Source organism: Geomobilimonas luticola, assembly GCF_018476905.1.
Taxonomy (GTDB): domain Bacteria; phylum Desulfobacterota; class Desulfuromonadia; order Geobacterales; family Geobacteraceae; genus Geomobilimonas; species Geomobilimonas luticola.
Map to the genome: position 1 here is coordinate 382,311 of NZ_JAHCVK010000001.1, position 22,403 is coordinate 404,713.

17 protein-coding genes are annotated in these 22,403 nt (G+C 60.1%); 14 read left to right on the forward strand and 3 right to left on the reverse strand.

The features are described 5' to 3' along the window. Window positions 1–15: 15 nt before the first annotated feature. From yidD to rpmH, 3 genes are read right to left on the reverse strand one after another with little or no spacing between them, the layout of a single operon-like run. Window positions 16–228 carry a membrane protein insertion efficiency factor YidD gene (gene yidD / locus KI810_RS01795; protein ID WP_214173773.1) on the reverse strand — a complete coding sequence of 71 codons (213 nt, stop codon included), beginning with the start codon at window positions 226–228 and terminating at the stop codon, window positions 16–18. Next, window positions 222–566, reverse strand: coding sequence for a ribonuclease P protein component (gene rnpA, locus KI810_RS01800; protein WP_214173774.1), 345 nt, complete (start codon window positions 564–566; stop codon window positions 222–224). The genes yidD and rnpA overlap by 7 nt, the downstream gene beginning before the upstream one ends. Window positions 567–575: 9 nt before the next feature. Beyond that, window positions 576–725 (reverse strand): 50S ribosomal protein L34, encoded by a 150-nt coding sequence (gene rpmH, locus KI810_RS01805; protein ID WP_214173775.1) that lies wholly within the window; start codon window positions 723–725, stop codon window positions 576–578. Window positions 726–991: 266 nt separating this feature from the next. Here rpmH and dnaA point away from each other — a divergent pair, with 266 nt between their 5' ends. The 14 genes from dnaA (at window position 992) to KI810_RS01875 (ending at window position 22,353) form a co-directional block, all read left to right on the forward strand. Then, window positions 992–2,341, forward strand: a complete 1,350-nt coding sequence (gene dnaA / locus KI810_RS01810; RefSeq protein WP_214173776.1) for a chromosomal replication initiator protein DnaA — start codon at window positions 992–994, stop codon at window positions 2,339–2,341. A gap of 220 nt (window positions 2,342–2,561) precedes the next feature. After that, window positions 2,562–3,680 (forward strand): DNA polymerase III subunit beta, encoded by a 1,119-nt coding sequence (gene dnaN / locus KI810_RS01815; protein ID WP_214173777.1) that lies wholly within the window; start codon window positions 2,562–2,564, stop codon window positions 3,678–3,680. Between the two features lie 80 nt (window positions 3,681–3,760). Then, window positions 3,761–4,861 (forward strand): DNA replication/repair protein RecF, encoded by a 1,101-nt coding sequence (gene recF, locus KI810_RS01820; protein ID WP_214173778.1) that lies wholly within the window; start codon window positions 3,761–3,763, stop codon window positions 4,859–4,861. Window positions 4,862–4,865: 4 nt separating this feature from the next. Beyond that, the gene (gene gyrB / locus KI810_RS01825; protein ID WP_214173779.1) at window positions 4,866–7,253 is read left to right on the forward strand and encodes a DNA topoisomerase (ATP-hydrolyzing) subunit B; all 2,388 of its coding nucleotides are present in this window, start codon (window positions 4,866–4,868) and stop codon (window positions 7,251–7,253) included. A gap of 96 nt (window positions 7,254–7,349) precedes the next feature. Then, a complete protein-coding gene (gyrA, locus tag KI810_RS01830; RefSeq protein WP_214173780.1) occupies window positions 7,350–9,908 on the forward strand; it encodes a DNA gyrase subunit A in 2,559 nt (852 codons plus the stop codon). 77 nt (window positions 9,909–9,985) lie between these two features. Further along, a complete protein-coding gene (locus KI810_RS01835) occupies window positions 9,986–11,551 on the forward strand; it encodes a HEAT repeat domain-containing protein (RefSeq protein WP_214173781.1) in 1,566 nt (521 codons plus the stop codon). A 74-nt stretch (window positions 11,552–11,625) separates the two neighbouring features. Continuing rightward, window positions 11,626–12,633: an NAD(P)H-dependent glycerol-3-phosphate dehydrogenase gene (locus KI810_RS01840; protein WP_214173782.1), complete on the forward strand. Its 1,008-nt coding sequence runs from the start codon at window positions 11,626–11,628 to the stop codon at window positions 12,631–12,633. 143 nt (window positions 12,634–12,776) lie between these two features. Beyond that, window positions 12,777–15,038 carry an ATP-binding protein gene (locus tag KI810_RS01845; protein WP_343213452.1) on the forward strand — a complete coding sequence of 754 codons (2,262 nt, stop codon included), beginning with the start codon at window positions 12,777–12,779 and terminating at the stop codon, window positions 15,036–15,038. Further along, complete coding sequence (locus KI810_RS01850) at window positions 15,028–16,560, forward strand: response regulator (RefSeq protein ID WP_214173784.1); 1,533 nt, start codon at window positions 15,028–15,030, stop codon at window positions 16,558–16,560. Before KI810_RS01845 ends, KI810_RS01850 begins: the two co-directional genes overlap by 11 nt. Window positions 16,561–16,767: 207 nt before the next feature. Next, window positions 16,768–17,694, forward strand: coding sequence for an ABC transporter ATP-binding protein (locus tag KI810_RS01855; RefSeq protein WP_214173785.1), 927 nt, complete (start codon window positions 16,768–16,770; stop codon window positions 17,692–17,694). An 84-nt stretch (window positions 17,695–17,778) separates the two neighbouring features. Continuing rightward, a complete protein-coding gene (locus tag KI810_RS01860) occupies window positions 17,779–18,534 on the forward strand; it encodes an ABC transporter permease (protein ID WP_214173786.1) in 756 nt (251 codons plus the stop codon). A 151-nt stretch (window positions 18,535–18,685) separates the two neighbouring features. After that, window positions 18,686–19,756 (forward strand): radical SAM/SPASM domain-containing protein, encoded by a 1,071-nt coding sequence (locus tag KI810_RS01865; protein WP_214173787.1) that lies wholly within the window; start codon window positions 18,686–18,688, stop codon window positions 19,754–19,756. A 159-nt stretch (window positions 19,757–19,915) separates the two neighbouring features. Then, window positions 19,916–20,938: a uroporphyrinogen decarboxylase gene (gene hemE, locus KI810_RS01870; protein WP_214173788.1), complete on the forward strand. Its 1,023-nt coding sequence runs from the start codon at window positions 19,916–19,918 to the stop codon at window positions 20,936–20,938. A gap of 509 nt (window positions 20,939–21,447) precedes the next feature. Then, window positions 21,448–22,353, forward strand: coding sequence for a DHH family phosphoesterase (locus KI810_RS01875; RefSeq protein WP_214173789.1), 906 nt, complete (start codon window positions 21,448–21,450; stop codon window positions 22,351–22,353). Window positions 22,354–22,403 lie beyond the last annotated feature (50 nt).

Genomic DNA, 22,403 nt, shown 5'->3' on the forward strand with positions numbered 1-22,403 from the left:
GTTTCTCCTAAATGGCTACTTTACGGGGTCGTACCCGCCCGGGTGGAACGGATGACACTTCAGCAGGCGCGCCATGGTCAGCAGTGTGCCCTTGACGACGCCGTAACGCTCCAGTGCTTGAATTGAGTAATGGGAACAGGTGGGATAAAAACGGCAGGTGCTCCCCTTCAGAGGAGAGACGAAACGCTGATAGACAAGAAGGCTGCGGACGATGAGTGATTTCAACATTGTCTGCCGAGTGAGCGGCGGAGTACCGGCATAAGGTCTGCACAGACCCCCTGGTAATCGAGCCGCTCGGCCCCTTTTTTGGCAATAATAGAATAATCCGCCTGGTGAAACAACCCTTTGTGCTGGCGGTAAAATTCCCTGACTAACCGCCTGATGCGATTTCGCACCACCGCGTTGCCGACCTTGCGGCTTGCGGTTATGCCGATCCGTGTGGCCGTGCTGCCGGAGGGAAGAATGAGAATGATAAAATGAGCGGCATGGAACTTGGTCCCCCGCTGGGAAACCTCCAGAAAATCCGCTCGTTTTCTCAGACGCTCGGTTTTGGGAAACCCGATCACCAGGAGGGATTACTTGGCAGCGACGGTGACGGCGAGCCGCTTTCTCCCCTTCGCACGGCGACGCTTGATGACCAGACGGCCATTTTTAGTAGACATGCGGACGAGAAATCCGTGAGTTCTTTTCCGTGACGTATTACTCGGCTGGAATGTTCTTTTCATGGTTTGTAGCTCCTTGCATATACAAATAGGGAACTGAATTATTAACCACACCCCCCATAAAATGTCAAGGACTAATTTGCCCGGCGCCCAAATATTTAACCTTGCAAATTACCGGCCCGTCTGGTAGTCTGCATGGCGCTGTAGCGCATGTCATCGATAGACCCCAGAAAACCACCCAAGTATTCTTTTTTACACGATTAATTTTATCAACACCTGTTGATATCCCTGTGTAAAACCTGGTTTATTTTCAATCAAAAGGTCGCTGTATGGAAAAGGTCTGGCTCGAAGCCCAGGGAAATATAGAAAAGGTGCTAACCCCCCAGACCTTCAACACCTGGATACGCCCCATCAGGTTTGGCAGTGCCACGTCGTCATCACTCATCCTCGAAGTGCCGAACAAGTTCATCAAGGAATGGGTGACGGAGAAATATCTCGCCATGATCCAGGAGGCTGTCTCTGCCCTCGCCGAAACCCCCTGCCAGATAGAATTCAGGCTGGAGGAAAAAACAGGGGACGGAAAGGCCGTCGACCTCGCACAACCGGGCGAAAAGTCCGGGAGTCCCACCGGGCGGGAAAAAACCAGACCAGGCGACCCCACATCCAACCTCAACCCCAAGTATACTTTTGAAACCTTTGTCTGCGGCAGCAGCAACCAGTTTGCCCATGCCGCGTCCCAGGCAGTCGCCAACAAGCCCGCCAGCAACTACAACCCGCTCTTCATCTACGGCGGGGTAGGTCTTGGCAAAACCCACCTGCTCTGTGCCATCGGCAACCAGATCCATGCCAAGAACGGCAAGGCACGGGTCTGTTACTACACGTCAGAAAAATTCATGAACGAGATGATCAACTGCATCCGGTACAAGAAGATGGACGAGTTCCGGAACAAGTTCCGGAAAATGGACGTTCTCCTCATCGACGACATCCAGTTCATGGCAGGCAAAGAAGCGACCCAGGAGGAGTTCTTCCACACCTTCAACTCCCTCTACGAGTCCCACAAGCAGATCGTGGTTACCTCGGACAAATTTCCCAAGGACATCCCCCAACTGGAGGAGCGGCTCCGTTCCCGGTTCGAATGGGGCCTGATCGCCGACATCCAGCCACCCGACATCGAAACCAAGGTGGCCATCCTGAAGAAGAAGGCGGAGCTCAACGCCATAACCCTCCCCGACGACGTCGCCATGTTCCTCGGCTCCAGTTCCACGAGCAACGTCCGGGAACTGGAGGGAATGCTGATCCGCCTTGGCGCCTTCGCCAGCCTGACCGGCAACGAGGTTACCCTGACCATGGCCCGGGAGGTCCTGAAGGATATCATTGTCGACAAATCCCGCGACGTGACGGTGGAGATGATCCAGAAGTACGTGGCCGACCACTTCAGGATAAAACTTGCCGAGATGAAATCGGACAAACGGCTCAAGACTCTGGTGGTCCCCCGCCAGATAGCCATTTACCTCTGCCGGGAACTCACCAAGGCATCATACCCGGAAATCGGTGAAAAGTTCGGCGGCAAGGACCATTCGACCATCATCTATTCCATGAAGAAAATGGAACGGCAGCTGACCCAGGACCTGGAGCTGAAAACGACCATCGAAAACCTGCGGCGGGGGCTGTTGAGTTAGGGGGGTATTCCCTGTGCATTTATCCCCTCCCCCTGTGGATAAAAAAGTGACCTGTGCAGTACCGCCGAAAAATGGACCGGTTTCGATGAAGTTCCCAACACTCCTGCAGGCGGAGTGAACGGGCATCCGGACCGCTTATCCACAAATCCACAGGCACTACGTACTACTGCTGAAAAGAATTTCTTTATAATACATACTAGACTCTGTTCATGGAGGACACATGGAATTTAAGATCGACAAAGACACCTTTTTGAAGGCCTTGCAGAAAGTCCAGGGAATTGTCGAGAAGAGAAACACCATGCCGATTCTCTCAAATGTCCTCATCGAGGCAGCCGAAGACCGGATCCAGGTGACCGCAACCGACCTGGAAGTCGGCATGCGCAGCTCCTATCCGACCACGGTGGTCAGGGATGGAAAGATTACCGTTTCTGCCAAGAAGGTTTATGAAATCATCAAGGAGCTTTCCGACCAGGAGATCACCTTTTCCACCAAGGAGAACGACTGGGTGGAAATCCGGAGCGGCAAGGCCCGTTTCAATATTGTCGGGCTCTCACCCGAGGAATTTCCCTATTTCCCCAAGATCAACGACGACAGCTTCATCACGGTCAGCACTACCATGCTGCGGGAGATGATAGAACACACTTCCTATGCCATCTGTCATGACGAGACGAAATACAACCTCAACGGCATTCTCGTTCGCGCAGCTACCGACGGAGGACGCACCCTTCTCCGCATGGTTGCTACCGATGGGCATCGGCTGTCGGTCAGCGAAAGGGAACTGAGCGGTACGACCGCAACTGAACTGGGTAACGGCGTAATATTCCCCAAAAAGGGGATCTATGAGCTGAAGCGGATGGCCGAAGAGGAGGGAGACCAGGTGCTCCTCGGTTTCATGGACAACAGCGCGGTCTGCAAGAAGGGGAACACCGTCGTGGTCATGCGTCTTGTGGATGGCGAATTTCCCGACTACACCAAGGTCATCCCGGTCAGCAACGACCGACTCGTCACCCTCAACCGAGAGGACCTGCTTCACTCTCTCCGCAGGATGGCCATCCTCTCCAGCGAGAAGTTCAAGGGGATAAAATTTGACGTTAAGGACGGGAAGGTGGAGATTTCTTCGAGCAACCCGGAACTGGGGGATGCATCCGAGGAACTGGAAGCGATCTACAGCGGCAACGACCTGACCATCCGCTTCAATGCCCGTTATCTGATCGATGTCCTGTCGGTGCTCCCGACTTCCCAGGTAGAACTGCTCCTGCGGGACGAAATGTCACCCGCCATCGTCCGGCCTGCCGCACAGGAGGGATTCCTTGCGGTTATCATGCCGATGCGCCTCTGACCCGATTGTCGCAGCCGGAGGCAGGCTCAATAAAGGCCACTCTTGACAGGAGCGGCCTTTTTCACGGATGATGGAGCGCGATGAAGCTCAACAGACTGTCCATCACCGCTTTCCGCAACCTGCAGCAGGTGGAGTTCGATCCCGGGGCGCGTTTCAACATTATCCATGGCAATAACGCCCAGGGAAAGACCAATCTGCTGGAGTCGATCTATCTGCTCGGTACGATGAAGTCATTCCGCCATGCCAGAAACCGGGACCTGGTCGCCTGGCAGGCTCCCCATGGCATCATCAGGGGATGGGTGGAGCGGGATGGCGTGACGCGGGAGATAGCCCTTCTTCTGGAGCGAGACGGGAAGAAGGCGCGCATCGACCATAAGCTGGTGACGCGGCTGGCAGATTTCTTCGGGAGTCTCAACGTGGTGGTGTTCGCCCCGGAAGAGCTCGCCATGCTCAAGGGGTCGCCGGACGGGCGCCGTCGGTATCTGGACCGGGCCGTCTTCAGTGGCAGCCCGACCTATATCCTGCTCTACCACGACTATTACCGGCTCCTGAAAAACCGCAATGCCCTCCTCAAAACAGGGGATACGACCGGGCTGGAGATCTGGAGCGAGCAGCTGGCGGAAGCGGGAGCCCGTCTTGCAAGAGAGCGGATCGCCTATCTGGCAGGCATTGAGCCGCTCCTGCAGGAGTACTACCGGACCATCGCCGGGACGGCGGAAATGGTCGGCATCGGCTACCGTCCCCACGGAGTGGAACGTGAGGCACTGGTGGCCGACGGCAGGAACGCCATTCTTGCGGGGCTGGAACGGGCAGCCACTGAAGAGCGTCGCCATGGAACGACGACGGTTGGCCCCCACCGCGACGACCTGGAGTTTCTCCTCGATGGACGGCTCCTGAAACTCCATGCCTCCCAGGGACAGCAGCGCAGCTTCATCCTGGCGCTGAAGATGGCGGAAATAGAGTACCTGCAGCAGACCTTCGGCGCCCCCCCCATTCTGCTCCTCGATGACATGACATCGGAGCTGGATGGAGAGCGGAACCGGAACCTGCTCGGGTTTTTGCAACAGAAGAAGATGCAGGTTTTCATCACGACCACGAGCCTTCAGAACATCACGTTCGACGGCATGGATCATCACACGACCTTTCGCATGGAACAGGGAAAGGTCTTACCCCAGAGGTAACATTATGGCAGAAGAACAGAAGGGCACGTACGGTGCCGAACAGATCAAGGTACTGGAAGGGCTGGCGGCCGTGCGCAAGCGTCCCGCCATGTACATAGGGTCGACGTCGGCCCAGGGGCTGCACCACCTCGTCTACGAAATCGTGGACAACTCCATCGACGAAGCACTGGCCGGCTACTGCAACGAGGTAAACGTCACCATCCATCTGGACGGGTCGGTGACTGTCGTGGATAACGGCCGCGGCATCCCGACGGACATGCACCCGACGGAAGGAAAATCGGCTGCCGAGGTCGTTCTCACGGTCCTCCATGCCGGCGGCAAGTTCGACAACGACTCGTACAAGGTATCCGGTGGTCTCCATGGCGTCGGCGTTTCGGTCGTCAACGCCCTGTCGAAAAAACTCGAACTGGAAATCCGCCGCGACGGCAAGCTCTGGTGCCAGTCCTATGCCTTCGGCGATCCCCTTGCCCCCCTGGAAGTGGTGGGGGAAACGAAAAAAAGGGGTACCAAGATTACCTTCCACCCCGATGACACCATCTTCGAAACGACCGACTTTTCCTTCGACGTTCTGTCCCAGCGGCTGCGGGAACTGGCCTTCCTCAATGCGGGGGTGCGGATCACCATCGCCGACGAGCGGGAAGACAACAAGCACCACGATTTCCACTACGAAGGGGGGATCGTCTCCTTCGTGGAGTATCTCAACCGGAACAAGACGGGGCTCCATCCCAAGCCGATCTACTTCCGGGGGGAGAGGAACGGCGTCGACATCGAGGTGGCGCTCCAGTACAACGACTCCTACGACGAAAAGGTCTTTACGTTTGCCAACAACATCAATACCCACGAAGGGGGGACGCACCTGGTCGGCTTCCGCGCCGCCCTGACCCGGACCATGAACACCTACGCTGCAGCCAACGAACTGCTGAAAAAGGAGAAGGTGGCCATTTCGGGGGAGGACCTGCGGGAAGGGCTCACGGCGGTCATCTCCGTCAAGATTCCCCAGCCCCAGTTCGAGGGACAGACCAAGACCAAGCTCGGCAACTCGGAGGTCAAGGGGTACGTGGAATCCCTGATGAACGAGAAGCTGGCGGTCTATCTGGAAGAGAACCCCAAGGTCGCCAAGGACATCATCGGCAAGTCCATCGAGGCCGCCCGCGCCCGGGAAGCCGCCCGCAAGGCCCGCGAGCTCACCCGCCGCAAGGGGGCACTGGACATCTCGAGTCTCCCCGGCAAGCTGGCCGATTGCCAGGAACGGGACCCGGCACTGTGCGAACTCTACCTGGTCGAGGGTGATTCGGCCGGCGGCTCGGCCAAACAGGGGCGGGACCGGAAGTTCCAGGCCATTCTCCCCCTCAAGGGGAAGATTCTCAACGTGGAGAAGGCACGCTTCGACAAGATGCTCTCCTCCCAGGAGATCGGCACCCTCATCACGGCGCTCGGGACCGGTATCGGCAAGGACGACTTCGACGTCGCCAAGCTCCGCTACCACCGCATCATCGTCATGACCGATGCCGACGTCGACGGTTCCCACATCCTGACCCTGCTCCTCACCTTTTTCTTCCGGCAGATGCCGGAGGTGGTGGAGCGGGGACATCTCTACATTGCCCAGCCGCCGCTCTACAAGGTCAAACGTGGTCGCAAGGAACTCTATCTCCGCAATGAGGCGGCGATGCAAAGCTACCTGCTGGAGGAAGGGACCGAGGACGCCACCCTTTTCCTGGAAAACGGCGCGAAAACCTATACGGGCAAACAGATCATTCCGATACTCAAGCAGCTGGTGGAGTTCCGTACCCTCCTTGACAAGGTGGTCCACAAGGGGATCAACGAGGAGGTCATCCGCCTCTGTCTGCGGCTCGGCATTCCGGCCACCCTGGAGGATCTGGAGGGGCTGCATCCCCACATGGCAAAGCTGGCCGCTGCCTACCCCGGAGCCGAATCGAGCATCATGGACGACGGCAGGGTGATCCTCCGGCTCGGCAACCTGCGCTATGCCCTGGACCAGCATACCCTTGACGTGCTCACCTCCTACGAGTACGGGCTGCTGCGGGAGAGTCACCGCCGGGTGCGGGATATATTCGGCGACGGCCGGGCCGTGGTTTCCAGCGAGGGGAAGGAGGTTTTCGACACCACCGTCGGTCTCGACCTGCTCGCCTTTTTCATGGGGACCGCCAAGAAGGGGCTGGCGATCCAGCGCTACAAGGGGCTGGGTGAGATGAACCCCGACCAGCTCTGGGAGACCACCATGGAGCCGACCAACCGGACTCTGCTGCAGGTCAAGATCGAGGATGCGGTGGAGGCGGACAACGTGTTCACCGTGCTCATGGGGGACCAGGTGGAGCCGCGCCGGGAGTTCATCGAGACAAACGCCCTCAACGTGTCCAATCTGGATATCTAAATACAGGGGCACGAGGCGATGGGCGATGGGCAATGGGTTTATTGGACCTAGTGCCCCTTGCCCGGCGCCCCTTGCCCGATTTTATGAGGTTCATGAATGCTTGAAACAACCATAAACAAAACTTCGGTCAACATCGAAGACGAGATGAAGCGGTCCTACATGGACTACGCCATGAGCGTCATTATCGGCCGGGCCCTCCCCGATGTCCGCGATGGGCTCAAGCCGGTCCATCGGCGCTGCCTGTTCGCCATGCACGAGATGGGGAACGATTATAACAAGCCGTACAAGAAATCGGCCCGCGTGGTCGGTGACGTCATCGGTAAGTACCACCCCCACGGCGACACGGCGGCCTACGACACCATCGTCCGGATGGCCCAGGATTTCTCGCTCCGCTACCCGCTGGTGGATGGCCAGGGGAACTTCGGCTCCGTGGACGGCGACTCGCCGGCGGCCATGCGCTACACCGAAATCCGCATGGAGCAGCTGACCCATGAGCTGCTGAACGACCTGGAGAAGGAAACGGTGGAGATGGGGGCGAACTACGACGGCTCCCTGGAAGAGCCGCTGGTGCTCCCCGCCAAGTTTCCCAACCTCCTGGTCAACGGCTCGTCCGGTATTGCCGTCGGCATGGCGACCAACATCCCCCCCCACAACCTGACCGAGGTGATCAACGGCATCATCGCCCATATCAGCGATCCCGGCATGACGGTTGATGAACTCATGGCCTTCATCCCCGGCCCCGATTTTCCCACCGGCGGCTTCATCTACGGCCGCGAGGGGATCGTCCAGGGATACCGGACCGGCCGCGGCATCGTCCAGATGCGGGCCCGGGCGTTCATCGAGACCCAGAAGAAGTCCGAACGGCAGTCCATTGTCATCACCGAGATTCCGTACCAGGTGAACAAGGCGAACCTGATCATCAAGATCGCAGAACTGGTGCGGGAGAAGAAGCTGGAGGGGATCAGCGACATTCGCGACGAGTCGGACCGCGACGGGATGCGGATCGTCATCGAGCTGAAGCGGGACGAAGAGCCCCAGATCATCCTCAACCATCTCTACAAGCAGACCCAGATGCAGTGCTCCTTCGGCATCAACATGCTGGCCATCGTCAATGGCCGGCCCAAGTTGCTGACCCTGAAGGATGCCATCGCCCACTTTGTCGACCACCGCCGGGAGATCGTCACCCGGCGCACCATCTTCGAACTGAAGAAGGCAGAGGCCCGAGCCCATATCCTGGAAGGTCTCAAGATCGCCCTCGACTGGCTCGATGCGGTGATCGAGCTGATCCGCGCCTCCCAAAACCCGGAAGAGGCCAAGGCAGGACTCATGGCCGGCAATTTCTCCGACGTGGACTACCTGAACAAGCTGGGGATCGCCGATGCCGTCTTCGCACCGAGCGTCCATCTCTCCGAGAAACAGGCCCAGGCGATCCTGGAGATGCGGCTGCAGCGCCTTACCGGCCTGGAGCGGGAAAAAATCCTCGCGGAGTACGCCGACATTCTCAAGTTCATCGAAAGGCTGAAAGAGATTCTGGCCTCCGAGGCGGAGATCCTCAAGATCATCGTGGGCGAGCTGACGGAGTTGCGGGAGAAGTTCGGCGACGAACGCCGTACCGAGATCGTCGACCGGAGTGCCGAGATATCCCTGGAGGACACCATCGTCGAGGAAGACATGGTGGTGACCATCAGCCATACCGGCTACATCAAGCGGAGTGCCGTCACCCTCTACCGGGCCCAGCGCCGCGGCGGCAAGGGGAAGACGGGGATGAAGACCAAGGAAGAGGATTTCGTGGAGCAGCTCTTCATCGCCTCCACCAAGGACTACCTGATGTTCTTCACGGACACCGGGCGGGTCTACTGGCTCAAGGTCTACGAAATTCCCGAGGCCGGGCGCACAGCACGGGGAAAGGCGATCGTCAACCTTCTCAACCTGGCCGCCAACGAGAAGATCTCCGCCATCCTGCCGGTGAAGGAGTTTGTCGAGGACAAGTTCATCATGATGGCGACCCGGCACGGGGTCGTGAAGAAGACGCCGCTGGTGGAGTACTCCAACATCCGCTCCGGCGGGATCATCGCCGTCAACCTGGACGAAGGGGACAAGCTGATCACTGTCGCGCTGACCGACGGCAAGCAGGACGTGCTCCTCGCCTCCCGGCACGGCAAGTCGATCCGTTTCCGGGAAGAGGATGCCCGTCCCATGGGGCGCGTCACCCGGGGGGTCCGGGGGATGACCCTGGAAGACGGCGACGTGGTGATCGGCATGGAGATCATCAACGACATGACCGGTTCCACCCTCTTTACCGTCACCGAAAACGGCTTCGGCAAGCGGACGGAACTGGCGGAGTACCGTCTCCAGTCCCGTGGCGGCAAGGGAGTCATCACCATCAAGACCACCGAGCGGAATGGCTGCGTGGTGGACATCAAGCAGGTTACGGACGAGAATGACCTGATGTTCATCACCGACCAGGGGAAAATTATCCGGATGCCGGTGGCCGGCTTCTCGGTGATCGGCCGCAATACCCAGGGGGTGCGGCTCATGGTGACCGAGGCTGACGAGCGGATCGTGGCGGTTGCCCGCCTGGCGGAGAAGGAAGAGAGCGACGACGCTGCCGATGCCGGCGCGGAGATTGCCGACGCGGAGATTGTAGAGGAGTAAGATCAGTGACGGGTGGTCAGGGACTGGATCTCGCGGTTTTACCAGTCCCCGGTCCCCGGCTGCCAATCCCCGATTCTATGGAACGTTGCAAAAAGATCGACAAGAGCCTGGCCGAGCGCCGGGGAATTCTCCTCCTCCTGGCACGGCTGGAACAGAAGAACATTACCGTCGAGGAGATGGAGGAGATCGGGACGACCCTGCGGAAAGCGGGGCGCCGTGCCCTGTCACCGCTCGTGAGACGTCTCTGGCGCGAACGGAACGGGGAGCTCATCTCCAAGTACGCCTATCTCCTCGATTTTTTCGAGGATGAGACCTGGCTGGAGCAGCTCATCCAGATGGTCCTCAGGCGGAAGGATCTGGAGGACGAGGGGAAGGCGGCACTCCTTGCCGCCCTGGAAGGGTATGGCATCGACGTGACCGCTCCCCCCTTCGACCGGCTTCTGACGGAGGTCGGGCGGCCACTGCAGGTATCACTTCCCCGCCTTCTCGATCGGGGTGAAGAGGGACTGGCGGCCTTTCTCGACAACCTCCTCTGCTACTCCCCCGAAGGACGTCTGGCGGTCATTGCCGAACTCGCTACCGTTTCCGACCCCCGGGTCCTCACCATACTGGAGGTGCTGGTCGGTATCGACGACAATGAAATCGCCCAAGGGGCCATCGCCGCCCTGGGCCGGATCCGGAGCGGAGCGGCTGCGGCCCTGCTGCAAAGGCTTTGCCGGCAAAAGGATGCGGACCTTGTCGAGCTGGCACGTCGCAATCTGCGGCGGCTGGCGTTTCTCGGCATCGTGCCGGCCGGCAGTCCGCCCCCTACCGCTCCGCTCACCATCCATGCCACCTATGCGGGTCCCCTGGACGGCAACGGCAACCGCACCCTCTGCGTAGCGGCGAGAGACGGGAACGGACGGTTCTCCCTGCTCTATCTGCAGACCCACGACGACAAAGGTATGCAGAGCGCCAGCGGGGAGAGCGGCGTGGACGGGGAAGAGATGTGCCGCATCCTGGCTGACCTGGAGTACGATGAAGGTATCGTGGCAGTTTCGCCCGACTACCTGCTCAGGCTCGTGGGGGATGCGGTATACCGGAGCAGGGAGTGCGGCGTATTCCTGCCGGTGGATTTTTACCTGCGGCAGGGGATGTTCGGGCAGGGCACCTTCGTACCGGCCCCCTACGAACCGGATTTCGGGGCGTTCGACCTTGGCCGGCCCGGGCTTTCCGCTCCCCATCTGCGGGCCAGTGCCTCACTGTTCGATGAGGAGCTCTTTGTCGGCTGGTTCGTCTCCAGCAACCGGCTGTACGATTTCGCCGAGGAGTGGGACCTTCTGGAAGGGGGAGCAGAACGAAAGCTCAAGGGAAGAGCCCTGGACAGCCTTCTGGAGCGCTGCTGCAAGGAGGTCTTTCCTCCCCTGCTGGAGCAGATACGTCGACGGCTTCTCCTGACGGCAGACCTGGTCAGGGAAAGCGGCGGAGAAAGAGCCCTTCTCGAGCGGGTTCTTGCTGTCGCCTCCAGCCTGTCGGAAAGCAGCTTTCCCTGCCATTGCCACCCCTTTATCCGGCGGCTGGCCCTGGAAAGCCTCCAGGTTGCCCGTGAATCGCTGGGAGAAGGCTATGATCCGCGCCGGTTCACCGAGGATGGGGAGTGGTAAACGGCAATTTTGAGTTTTTGAATTTTGAGTTACAAGCGTGAGTAAAGAGTTCAAGGGTTGTGGCGGGGGTAACCATGCGGGAAAAGATCGGGGTGATCGGCGCGGGGAGCTGGGGTACGACGCTGGCGAACCTGCTGGCGAAGAAGGGGCATGAGGTTATCCTCTGGGCCTATGAGCCGGAACTGGTGGAGGAGATGGAGAGCACCGGCGTCAACGGCCTCTTCCTCCCCGGCATCACCCTTGACCCGCGGCTCCGCTATACCAACGACCTGGCGGAAGCGGTCATGGGCAAAGGGATGGTCCTCTGCGTGGCCCCTTCCCAGGTGGTGCGCAGGGTAATCGCCCAGCTTCTTCCTTCCCTGGCGGCAGATGCCGTCATCATCAGCGCTTCCAAGGGGATCGAGCTCGATACCCTCCTGACCGTCTCCCAGGTCTACGAAGAACTCCTCCCTCCCGAACTCTACGGGAACTTTGCCGTCATCTCGGGGCCGAGTTTTGCCCGGGAAGTGGCCATGGAGATGCCCACCGCAGTGGTGGCCGCTGCTGCCGATGAACAGGTGGCCCGGAGGGTGCAGCAGGCATTCAGTACTCCCTATTTCCGCCTCTACACCAATCGGGACGTGGTCGGCGTGGAACTGGGGGGAGCTATCAAGAACGTCATTGCCATTGCCGCCGGCATTTCCGACGGCCTCGGTTTCGGCTGCAACACCCGAGCGGCACTCATTACCCGCGGTCTGGCGGAGATGAGCCGGCTCGGGCGGGCCATGGGGGCGGAGAGTGCCACCTTTGCCGGTCTGGCCGGCATGGGTGACCTGGTGCTCACCTGCACCGGCGACCTGTCCCGCAACCGGACGGTCGGCATGCAGCTCGGCAAGGGGAGACGGCTGGCGGACATCCTGGGGGAGATGCGGATGGTCGCCGAAGGGGTGAAAACCACCGAGTCGGCATACGCTCTCGCGCGCCGGCTGGGGATCGACATGCCGATCACCGCCAAGGTGTACGAAGTTCTCCACGAGGACAAGCCGGCCCGCTCCGCGGTCATCGAACTCATGAGCAGGGATCTGAAGGCCGAGAGTTCCTGAGTTCGTTCCATCTCATCGTGCTGTGTCCGAACTGGCCGGTTGCCAGCCGTGGGAGCCGGTGATGGGAAACGGGCCGCAGATTGTGGTATTCTTGCTTACGGTGAAGCGTCAATCCGCTGCTAGGGGCAGATATGCGGCTACGAATGAACATACGCAACAAACTGCTCTTCTCCATCCTGCTCGTTCTCCTCGTCTCCTATGCCATTCTTGCCGTAACCACCTTCAAAAGCGTCAATTATGCCCTGGAAGCACAGGTATCAAAGAATCTCGAGGAAAACCTCCGCTACGCCCAGAGCCAGCTCTTTGCCCGGGCCGACCTGATCACCTATTCCCTTTCCCAGCCAACCACTGCCCCTCCGGTCCAGAAATACATCCGAACGAGCAACCGCCCGTGGCTCACTGATGCCGTCCAGCGCTGGCGCAAGACCATCCCCTTCGTCGAAGTCCTCTCCCTTGTCGATCCGCAGAAACGGGTGCTGACCCGGCTCGGGTCCGGAACGTCGGACCGGCTCGCGGGGCTCGAATACGCGATGGAGCAGGCATTCCGCACCCGGAACACGGTGGTCAGCACGGAACTGGTCTCCCGCGAGTTTCTGGAGCAGGAGGGGGGGGTAGCCATTACCCCGAGCACGCTCAAGGAAAACGAAGCGATGGTCATGGTGGTCGCCATGCCGGTTATCGCTCCCGACGGTACCCTGCTCGGCGGAGTGCTTGCCGGAGACATCATCAACAACGATCCCAATCTGCCGTTCCAGGTTCAGGAGGTATTCGGCAAAGAGGTGGAAGTCACCATAACCCAGCGCGGACACCGTATTGCCAGCAGCGTAGCGGAAGAGATCCCCATCCCCGTATCCATCGATGCGGCGATCATGGAACGCCTGGAGCGGCGCATCCCCTACCGTGGGGAAGCGAAGATCGGGAACAGTTTCTACGAGACGGTCTTCGCCCCCATTGCCAACCTGCGGGGCGAGGTGATCGGTTCCCTCTCCGTGGCCCTTTCCAACGACTATTTCACCCGGATCAAGCGGGACAACATGCGCAACATCATGGCGTCGGGGGCCATCGGCGTGTTCCTCTCCTTCGGCCTCGCCTACCTGATGGCGCGGCGGTTGACCAGGCCGCTCACCGACCTGACCCGCGGTGTCGAACAGATCGAGGCAGGGGAGCTGGACCAGCGGGTCGTCGTAACCTCCGCGGACGAGTTCGGCATGCTCGCCGACTCCTTCAACCGGATGGCCAGTACCCTCTACGAACGGGAACGGACCATAACCCGGAAGACCCAGGACCTGCAGCGACTCAACGAGGAACTGGAGCGGCGGGTCGCGGAGCGGACGGTCGCGCTCCGGATGGAGATGGGGATGCTGGAGGCGATCCTCACCAGCATGGCGGAGGGGATTGTCGTCACGGACCGGGACAACCATGTCACCCTCTTCAACCCTTCGGCCCAGAAACTTTTCGACCTCGTGCCGCACCGGGTCATGCATCAGCCCATAGAGCAGGTCTGCGACCTGGGGGGCTTCTGCATGCTTCTCGAGCATATTCATGCCGTCCGTGCCGGAGAAGGGCCTACCCCCCGGGAAGAGGAGCTGAGGGTAAAGGGGCGGAAGCTCAAGGTAAGCCTCTCCCCCCTCATTGATGAGGCGGGTGCGTTCGCCGGGGTGGTGATGTCCATCAGGGATGTGACGATGGAGGAAGAGGTGGACAGGATGAAGACCGAATTCATCTCCACGGTCTCACATGAGCTGAAGACCCCCCTCACCTCCATGAAGGGGTCGCTGCAGTTCATCCTCAGCAAGGGGAAATGGCTCACCAAGACGGAGCGGGAACTGCTTTCCATCTGCCAGCGCAATACGGACCGGCTTATCCGGCTCATCAACGATATTCTCGACATTTCCACCATCGAGGCGGGGGGGATGCAATTCGCGTTCGGCCAGGTCTCCATCGGCGAACTGGTGGTCTATGCCTGTGAGGAGATCAAGGGGTTCGCCCAGGGGCGCAACATATCCATCGTCAGTGACGTGGCGACCGATCTGCCGGCGGTTTGGGGGGACCATGACCGGCTCATCCAGGTCCTGACCAATCTCCTTTCCAATGCGGTGAAGTTTTCACCTTCCGGCAAAACGGTACTCGTCTCTGCCCTCAGGAAGGGAAATTATGTGACGGTTTCCGTTGCTGACGTGGGGAGGGCCATCCAGTGGTCGGACCGGGACAAGCTGTTCAAGAAGTTCCAGCAGCTGGGAAGTTCCGATCCCCGTGAGCGGAGCGGGACCGGCCTCGGTCTTGCCATCTGCAAGGAGATTGTCGAACGGCACCACGGCAGGATTTTTTACGAGAGCGGTGCAGCGGGAGGGAATGTCTTTTCCTTTGCGATTCCGGTGTACGAGGAGACGTTGCATGAACAGTGACAGGATACTCATAGTCGACGACGAGCCGGATATTGCATTGATTCTGAAGCTGCAGCTGGAGGATGCCGGCTACCGGACGGACCGGGCCCGGGACGGTATGGATGCCCTGGAACAGCTCTCCCGGGGGGAATACTCCCTCATGCTTCTGGACATCAAGATGCCGCGCATGGACGGCATGGCGGTACTGGCACGGGTCAGCCAGGAGTACCCGGACCTGGCGGTGATGATGATGACCGCCCACGGCAGTGAGGACATCGCCGTGCAGGCGTTGCAGAAGGGGGCGATCGACTACATCGCCAAGCCCTTTTCCACCGATGACATGCTGAAACGGGTGGAGCGGGCAATCCAGTTCAACCAGACCCGCCTGGAAAACCTTCGCCTCCAGAAGCAGCTGGATGTGGAGCGGCAGAAGATGGAGGTCGTACTGCAGGGAATGGCGGATCTCCTCGTAGCGATCGATACCGATGGCAGGGTCATGACGGTCAACCGCCGGGCGGAGGATATCCTGGGGAAGGGCCGGGATGAGGTGGTGGGAAAGCCGGTGCAAGAGGTCATCACGGCGGACATCGGCGCGGATCTCCTCCCCTGCCGGCTGGTCCTGGTCAGCCACGAGCCGTGCCTCGACATCACGTACCAGCTTATGGTCGGCACCACGCGTATCCCGGTCCTTTCCAGCGCCACCCCTCTGGTCAACGGTACCGGCGAACTGGTGGGGAGCGTGGAGATTCTCCGCGACATCTCTACCCTCAAGGCCCTGGAGCAGGAGCGGGAGGATTTCGTCAGCATGCTCTCCCACGACCTGAAGACCCCCATCACTGCCATAGTCGGCTCCCTCGACCTGGTGCGGGAGGGGCGGCTGGGGCCGATCAACGAGGAGCAGCGGGAATACCTGGAGTCGGCGGTGGAGAGCTGCAGCGAGATGACGGATATGATCGATACCCTCCTGGACGTGCACAAGTTCGAGGCGGGGAAGATGGTACTCGTCTTTCGGGAGGAGGACCCCCAGCAGCTGGTGCAGAAGATCCTCTCCAGATTCCGGTCGGTTGCCCACCGTACCCAGATCGATCTCCATGCCACCTGCCGCGAGCCGCTCCCCCCGTTCCGGGTGGACCGGCACAAGTTCTCCCGCCTGCTCAACAATCTTCTCTCCAACGCCTTCAAGTTCACCCCCGACGGAGGAGAGATCGAGGTGGGGATGGAAGAGCTGGCGGACATCGCCGGCTGCCGTGACCGCATCCCCCACCAGACCTATCCATCGTCAGCCATCCCCGCAAGCGGCCGCTTTCTCAAGGTGACGGTCAGGGACACCGGCGAAGGGATGCCGGAGGAGGCCCTCGGCTCCATTTTCGACCGGTTTGTCCAGGCGAAAAACCGCCGCCTCGGCAAGACGCGGGGTACCGGACTGGGGCTCGCCTTCTGCCGCAAGGTGATGGATGCCCATGGCGGTTTCATCTGGGCGGAAAGCCGGGAGGGGCATGGCAGCACCTTTTTCCTCCTCTTCCCCCTGGATGAGGCGGTATAAAGAGCCTGGGTGAATTCGAGAGGGGTGAGCGCCCCGTTCCGCTCAGAGTCCCCTCGCATCGCCGCTATACGGCTCATTTCGCGCCGGCCTGTCGGCCGGCTTGGCGCAATTTCGCCTACAGCGGCTGATACTCGGGCACGTTCGCTCCACAGGCCCCCCACCCCTCTCGGGAAATAACGAACTGAATGTGTTCTATAGGGCGTTTCCATGACTGTTGCACTGGAAATAGACGGCCTTGCCAAGGTCTACGGCACCCTCCGGGCGGTGAACGACTTCTCCCTCCGGGTGGAACGGGGGACCATTTTCGGCCTCCTGGGGCCCAACGGCGCCGGCAAGACCACCCTGATCCGGATGCTTACCACCCTGATCCGCCCCTCGGCGGGAAGCGCCCGCATCGAGGGGCACAGCGTCCTCACGTCGGCCCGGACCGTGCGCAGCCTGATCGGTGTGGTTCCCCAGGAGAACAACCTGGATCGCTACCTCACCTGCCGGGAGAACCTGGTGCTCCATGCCCGGATGTACGGCATGGCCCCGACGGAGTACAACCGGCGCATCGACGAACTGCTGGAGCTGATCGGCCTGACCGGCCGCCAGCACGATTTCCCCGACACCTTCTCCGGGGGGATGCAGCGGCGCCTCGTGGTCGCCCGCGCCCTGGTCCACACCCCGCGGGTCCTCTTCCTTGACGAGCCGACCACCGGCCTCGACCCCCAGTCGCGGCGGGCGGTCTGGGACTATGTGCAGTCCCTCACCCCCCAGATGACCATCTTCCTCACTACCCACTACATGGACGAGGCGGATGCCCTCTGCGACCGGATCGTCATCATGGATCACGGCCGGGCGCTGGTGGACGGCACCGCCGCCGAGCTGAAGGAGCGGCTCGCCCACGCCCACATGTACGAACTGGAGTTCCGGAGCGACGGGGAACGCTACGAAAAGATATTGCGGGAGCTCCCCTTTGTCCGGAACCTGCAGCGGACGGGGAACAGCTTCCGCCTCGCCCTGGAGGGAGAGGAGTTCCTGAAGCCCCTCATGGACCGGATCGGGGGGGATGATATCCGGAAGATCTGCCTGAAGGAGCCGTCACTGGAGGATGTGTTCATCGAACTGACCGGCCGCGAGGTCCGGGAATAAAATCGGTTCAAACAGGATCTAAAGGTCTTAAATAGGCCCATAGGTCTCATGCGTCCCTTATGTCCCAGCTGGTAAGAGGTTTTCATGTTTAGAGGAGCCATAGCCATATTCTGGCGGGACCTGCTGGTGCTCCGCCGCAGCCTCTTCTCCGAGCTCCTGGCGGTGATCGCCTACCCCCTTACCCTGTATCTCGCCTTCGGCATCGGCCTCAGAGGGTACATCGCCGATGTGGACGGGGTCCCCTACGCCCTCTTCATCGCCCCGGGGCTCATCTCCATGACCGCCGTGTCGGCGGCCTTCAACGACAGCGCCTGGAGCGTCTGGTTTCACCGCCGGGTACAGCGAACCATCGAGGAGTACCGGGTAACCCCCATCACGGTCTACGACATCGTCATCGGCAAGATCTTTTCCGGCTTCGCCCAGGGAACCCTCAAGGGGCTGGCGGTGGCGTTCGTGATCTTCATCCTCACCCCGTTCCGTTTCCCCCCCGCCCATCTCCTCGCCTATCTTTTCTTCATCTTTCTCGGTTCCATGGTCTTCTCCTGCGTCGGGACCATCTGCGGCACCATGATCGACAAGCCGGAGAACATCGGCCGGGTGGAGGCGGTGGTCATCGTACCGCTCATCTTCATGTCCGGCATCTTCTTCCCCCTCTCCTCCTACCCGAAAGCGGCCTTTGCCGCCATCAGCATCCTCCCCACCACCGCCATCTTCGAGGGGGCACGCCAGGCGCTTCTCAACGGAAAGCTGGCACCGCTCTCCATCATTATCCTGCTGGTGACGGCGGTCATCGCCTTCGCCGCCGCGACCCTCACCTTCAACCGGAAGATGTCCGAGTAAGGGAACCGTCCCTTTCTCCCCCCTGTTCATCCCGTTGCCAGGTGGCCGAATCTTCTTGAGTTTTTTAACCCGTTCATAGTACGATTGAAAAGTTAATGTGAAAAATTCCGGCGCAAAATCATCCGCACCGCTACGGATTTTGGAGAAAATGATGGCCGAAAAATTCATACCCAAATGGATCGCCTGGGAAACCACCCAGAAATGCAACCTTAAGTGTGTCCACTGCCGCTGTTCCTCCGAGATGACCTCCTCCGAGGGTGACTTCACGACGGAGGAAGGGAAGAAGCTCCTGAAGGAGATCGCCGATTTTTCCAAACCGGTGGTGGTTCTTTCCGGGGGCGAGCCGCTCCTGCGCAAGGATATCTTCGAACTGGCCGGTTACGGCACCTCTCTGGGGCTGCGCATGTGCATGGCTACCAACGGGGCGCTCGTGACTGACGAGATCTGCGAGCAGATGAAGAAGGCTGACATCAAGATGGTCTCCCTCTCCCTGGACGGCTCCACCGCCGAGGTGCACGACAACTTCCGCCAGTGCCCCGGCTCCTTCGACGGGGTGGTCCGGGCTGCTGGGCTGTTCCGGAAGCACGGCCAGAAGTTCCTCATCAACTCCTCCTTCACCAAAAGGAACCAGGCCGACATCGCCAACACCTTCAAGGTGGCCAAGGGGCTGGGGGCCACCGCCTGGTACATGTTCATGATCGTCCCCACCGGCCGCGGCGAGGAGATCATGAGCGAGCTCATCTCCAAGGAGGATTACGAGGAGATTCTGGACTGGCATTACGAGCAGGAGAAGCTGGAGGACGACATCCTCATGCGCCCCACCTGCGCCCCCCACTACTACCGGATCGTCCCCCAGAAGGCGAAGGCGGAAGGGACGAAATTCGAGCGCCGGTCGCTGACCTTCTCAACCGGCGGCGGCAAGGGGTGCATCGCCGCCCAGACCATCTGCCTCATCGACTGTTTCGGCAATGTCAAGCCTTGCTCCTACTTCCACCGCACCGCGGGGAACGTGAAGCAGACCCCCTTCCGGGAGATCTGGGAGAACTCGGAGATATTCCGCGACCTGCGCGACTTCAAGGCGTACAAGGGGAAATGCGGCCAGTGCGAATACCTGAATGTCTGCGGTGGCTGCCGGGCCAGGGCCGATGCGGTGACGGGGGACTATATGGAAGAGGAACCGTTCTGTAATTATGTCCCGATACGCCTTCAGAAGAAGACGTAGGGAACGCGATATTTCCGCCATCTTGGCGCCGTCCTCGTCACCCCGTTGTGCGGTGTAGCGCTGCTACGCCTCCGCCGAGGTTCCTGCGGGTGCACCAATCTGGCGCAAATCTCACGTTCCCGGTGTTGAACCGCTTTAAATTTTCAAGGAGGATTTTCAATGAATACACGTTTTCTCGATGCCTGCTGGGGGAAGCCGGTCGACCGGACCCCGGTCTGGCTCATGCGCCAGGCGGGGCGGTATCTCCCCGATTACATGCGGGTCCGCTCCAAGTGCACTTTTCTGGAGCTCTGCAAGACCCCGGAGCTGGCGGCCGAGGTGACCATCCAGCCGGTGGATATCCTGGGGGTGGACGCCGCCATCCTCTTTTCCGACATCCTCACGCCGGTGGAGCCGATGGGGATGAAGCTCGACTTCGTGCCCGGCCCGGTCTTCGAGCATCCGATCCGGACCATGGCCGACGTGGAGGCGCTCCGCATCCCCCAGATGGAGCAGGACGTTCCCTATGTTCTGGAGACCATCAAGATTCTCCGCCGCGAACTTGCCACCAAGGTGCCCCTCATCGGCTTCGGCGGCGCCCCCTTCACCCTCTGCTGCTACATGGTGGAAGGCAAGGGGTCCAAGGATTGGGCCAACATGAAGCGGATGATGTACGCCGCCCCCGATGTCTATCATGCCCTCATGGAGAAGGTGACCATGATGGACATGGAGTACCTCAATGCCCAGATCAAGGCGGGTGCCCAGGCGATCCAGATTTTCGACACCTGGGGCGGGGTCCTCTCCCCTTCCGATTACGAAAAATACGTCCTCCCCTACACGACGAAACTGATCAACGGCCTGAACCGGACCCACGTGCCGGTCATCCACTTCGTCAAGGGGGCGGCCACCATGCTCGACACCGTGCAGAAGGCGGGTGGCGATGTCATGGGACTCGACTGGCATGTCAATCTCGGCAAGGCCCGCGATGTCCTCGGGCCGAAGATGGCGGTCCAGGGGAACCTGGACCCGACGGTCCTCTATGCGCCGAAGGAGGTCATCGAGCGGGAGGTGAAGCGGGTCCTGGACGAGAACGCCGGCCGCCCCGGCCACATCTTCAACCTGGGGCACGGCATACTCCCCACGGTTCCGCCCGAGAATGCAATCTTCATGGTCGAATGCGTGCACCGGTTGTCGCAGAAGTAACAAACCGAGTCAGCGTGCGGTACTCAGTACAAGAAAAGGGAGCCGTCAGGCCCCCTTTTTCGCGATACACACATGAAAGGCCCGCCAAACTCGGCGGGCCTCTTTTTGTCAACTTCCGCGTTCCCTTTTCAAGGGTCAGTTCCGGCACGGTTACTGCCGGGTCGATACTTCGCACATTTTCAGGTTACAGCCCGGTGGAGTGTCTTCGATAGTATCGCCCTCCTTTTTCTGCGGTCTGTTACGTGTTACAGGTAGCTACCTGGTTACACTATAGCAACGGAAATATGTTATTACCAGTCTGTTTAAAATTTTTTATTCTGGTATAATTACATCGTTTGCGCAGAAAGGGAGCGGTTGTCCGCTCCCTTTCCTATTTTTCACCTTTTCCACGGTAGTACTTCATTAATAACTTGACTTCCCCGTGCCCCAGAAGCTATAGAATGCAGCATCCACTGGAATTTTCCGCTTTTTTCCTGCGGCTCATTTAATCCACCAAGGAGGAACATGCGATGCGCCTGCTTACCCGCTCCGATTTCGACGGTATCTGCTGTGCGGTGCTCCTGAAAGAGCTCGGCCTGATGGACGAGATGGTCTACGCCCATCCGAAGGATCTGCAGGACGGGAAGATCCCGGTGACGAAGGATGACATCCTTGCTAATGTCCCCTATGTGCCGGGGTGCGGCCTCTGGTTCGACCACCACTCCAGCGAACGGGAACGGATGAGCCTCCAGGGGAAATACGAGGGGCGGAGCACCAATGCCCCGAGCGCGGCCCGGGTCGTCTACGACTACTACGGGGGGGAGAAACTGGCGCGCTTCGAGGAGATGCTTCGCTATGTGGACAAGGTGGATTCGGCCCAACTGACCGAGGACGAGATCCTCAACCCGGCAGGGTGGATTCTGCTCGGCTTCATCTGCGATCCCCGGACCGGCCTCGGCTACCACAAGAACTACCGGATCAGCAACCTGGCGTTCATGAACGACCTCGTCGAGCATATGCGCACCAAGAGCATCGACGAGATACTCGCCCTTCCTGATACGAAGGAGCGGATAGCGCTCTACCGGGAGAACGACCAGAAGGGGCGGGCGTTTCTCAAGGAGCGTTCCCGGGCCGACGGGCCGGTGGTGATAACCGATGCCCGGGGTGCGGCGGAGATCCCCCCTTCGAACCGGTTCCTCATCTACTCCCTCTTCCCGGAGACCAACATCTCCATCCGGCTCATCGACGGCAGGGGGAAGGAGTTCGTCGCCATCTCCGTCGGCTACAGTATCCTCAACCGGACCGCCACGGTGGATGTCGGTTCCCTCATGCTCCGGTACGGCGGTGGCGGGCACAAGGCGGTCGGAACCTGCCAGGTCCCCTACGATCAGGCGGACAATGTGCTCAAGGAGCTGGTTGCGGCCTGCAAGGGATAGGATACTTAACGGATACGGATTCATGGAATGGCAGGGGAAACCCTGCCATT

Excerpts from the sequence above, each read along its gene's own strand:
- yidD (WP_214173773.1), bottom strand. The coding sequence starts at position 228 with ATGTTGAAATCACTCATCGTCCGCAGCCTTCTTGTCTATCAGCGTTTC.
- rpmH (WP_214173775.1), bottom strand. The coding sequence starts at position 725 with ATGAAAAGAACATTCCAGCCGAGTAATACGTCACGGAAAAGAACTCAC.
- dnaA (WP_214173776.1), top strand. The coding sequence starts at position 992 with ATGGAAAAGGTCTGGCTCGAAGCCCAGGGAAATATAGAAAAGGTGCTA.
- dnaN (WP_214173777.1), top strand. The coding sequence starts at position 2,562 with ATGGAATTTAAGATCGACAAAGACACCTTTTTGAAGGCCTTGCAGAAA.
- recF (WP_214173778.1), top strand. The coding sequence starts at position 3,761 with ATGAAGCTCAACAGACTGTCCATCACCGCTTTCCGCAACCTGCAGCAG.
- gyrB (WP_214173779.1), top strand. The coding sequence starts at position 4,866 with ATGGCAGAAGAACAGAAGGGCACGTACGGTGCCGAACAGATCAAGGTA.
- gyrA (WP_214173780.1), top strand. The coding sequence starts at position 7,350 with ATGCTTGAAACAACCATAAACAAAACTTCGGTCAACATCGAAGACGAG.
- KI810_RS01835 (WP_214173781.1), top strand. The coding sequence starts at position 9,986 with ATGGAACGTTGCAAAAAGATCGACAAGAGCCTGGCCGAGCGCCGGGGA.
- KI810_RS01840 (WP_214173782.1), top strand. The coding sequence starts at position 11,626 with ATGCGGGAAAAGATCGGGGTGATCGGCGCGGGGAGCTGGGGTACGACG.
- KI810_RS01845 (WP_343213452.1), top strand. The coding sequence starts at position 12,777 with ATGAACATACGCAACAAACTGCTCTTCTCCATCCTGCTCGTTCTCCTC.
- KI810_RS01850 (WP_214173784.1), top strand. The coding sequence starts at position 15,028 with ATGAACAGTGACAGGATACTCATAGTCGACGACGAGCCGGATATTGCA.
- KI810_RS01855 (WP_214173785.1), top strand. The coding sequence starts at position 16,768 with ATGACTGTTGCACTGGAAATAGACGGCCTTGCCAAGGTCTACGGCACC.
- KI810_RS01860 (WP_214173786.1), top strand. The coding sequence starts at position 17,779 with ATGTTTAGAGGAGCCATAGCCATATTCTGGCGGGACCTGCTGGTGCTC.
- KI810_RS01865 (WP_214173787.1), top strand. The coding sequence starts at position 18,686 with ATGGCCGAAAAATTCATACCCAAATGGATCGCCTGGGAAACCACCCAG.
- hemE (WP_214173788.1), top strand. The coding sequence starts at position 19,916 with ATGAATACACGTTTTCTCGATGCCTGCTGGGGGAAGCCGGTCGACCGG.
- KI810_RS01875 (WP_214173789.1), top strand. The coding sequence starts at position 21,448 with ATGCGCCTGCTTACCCGCTCCGATTTCGACGGTATCTGCTGTGCGGTG.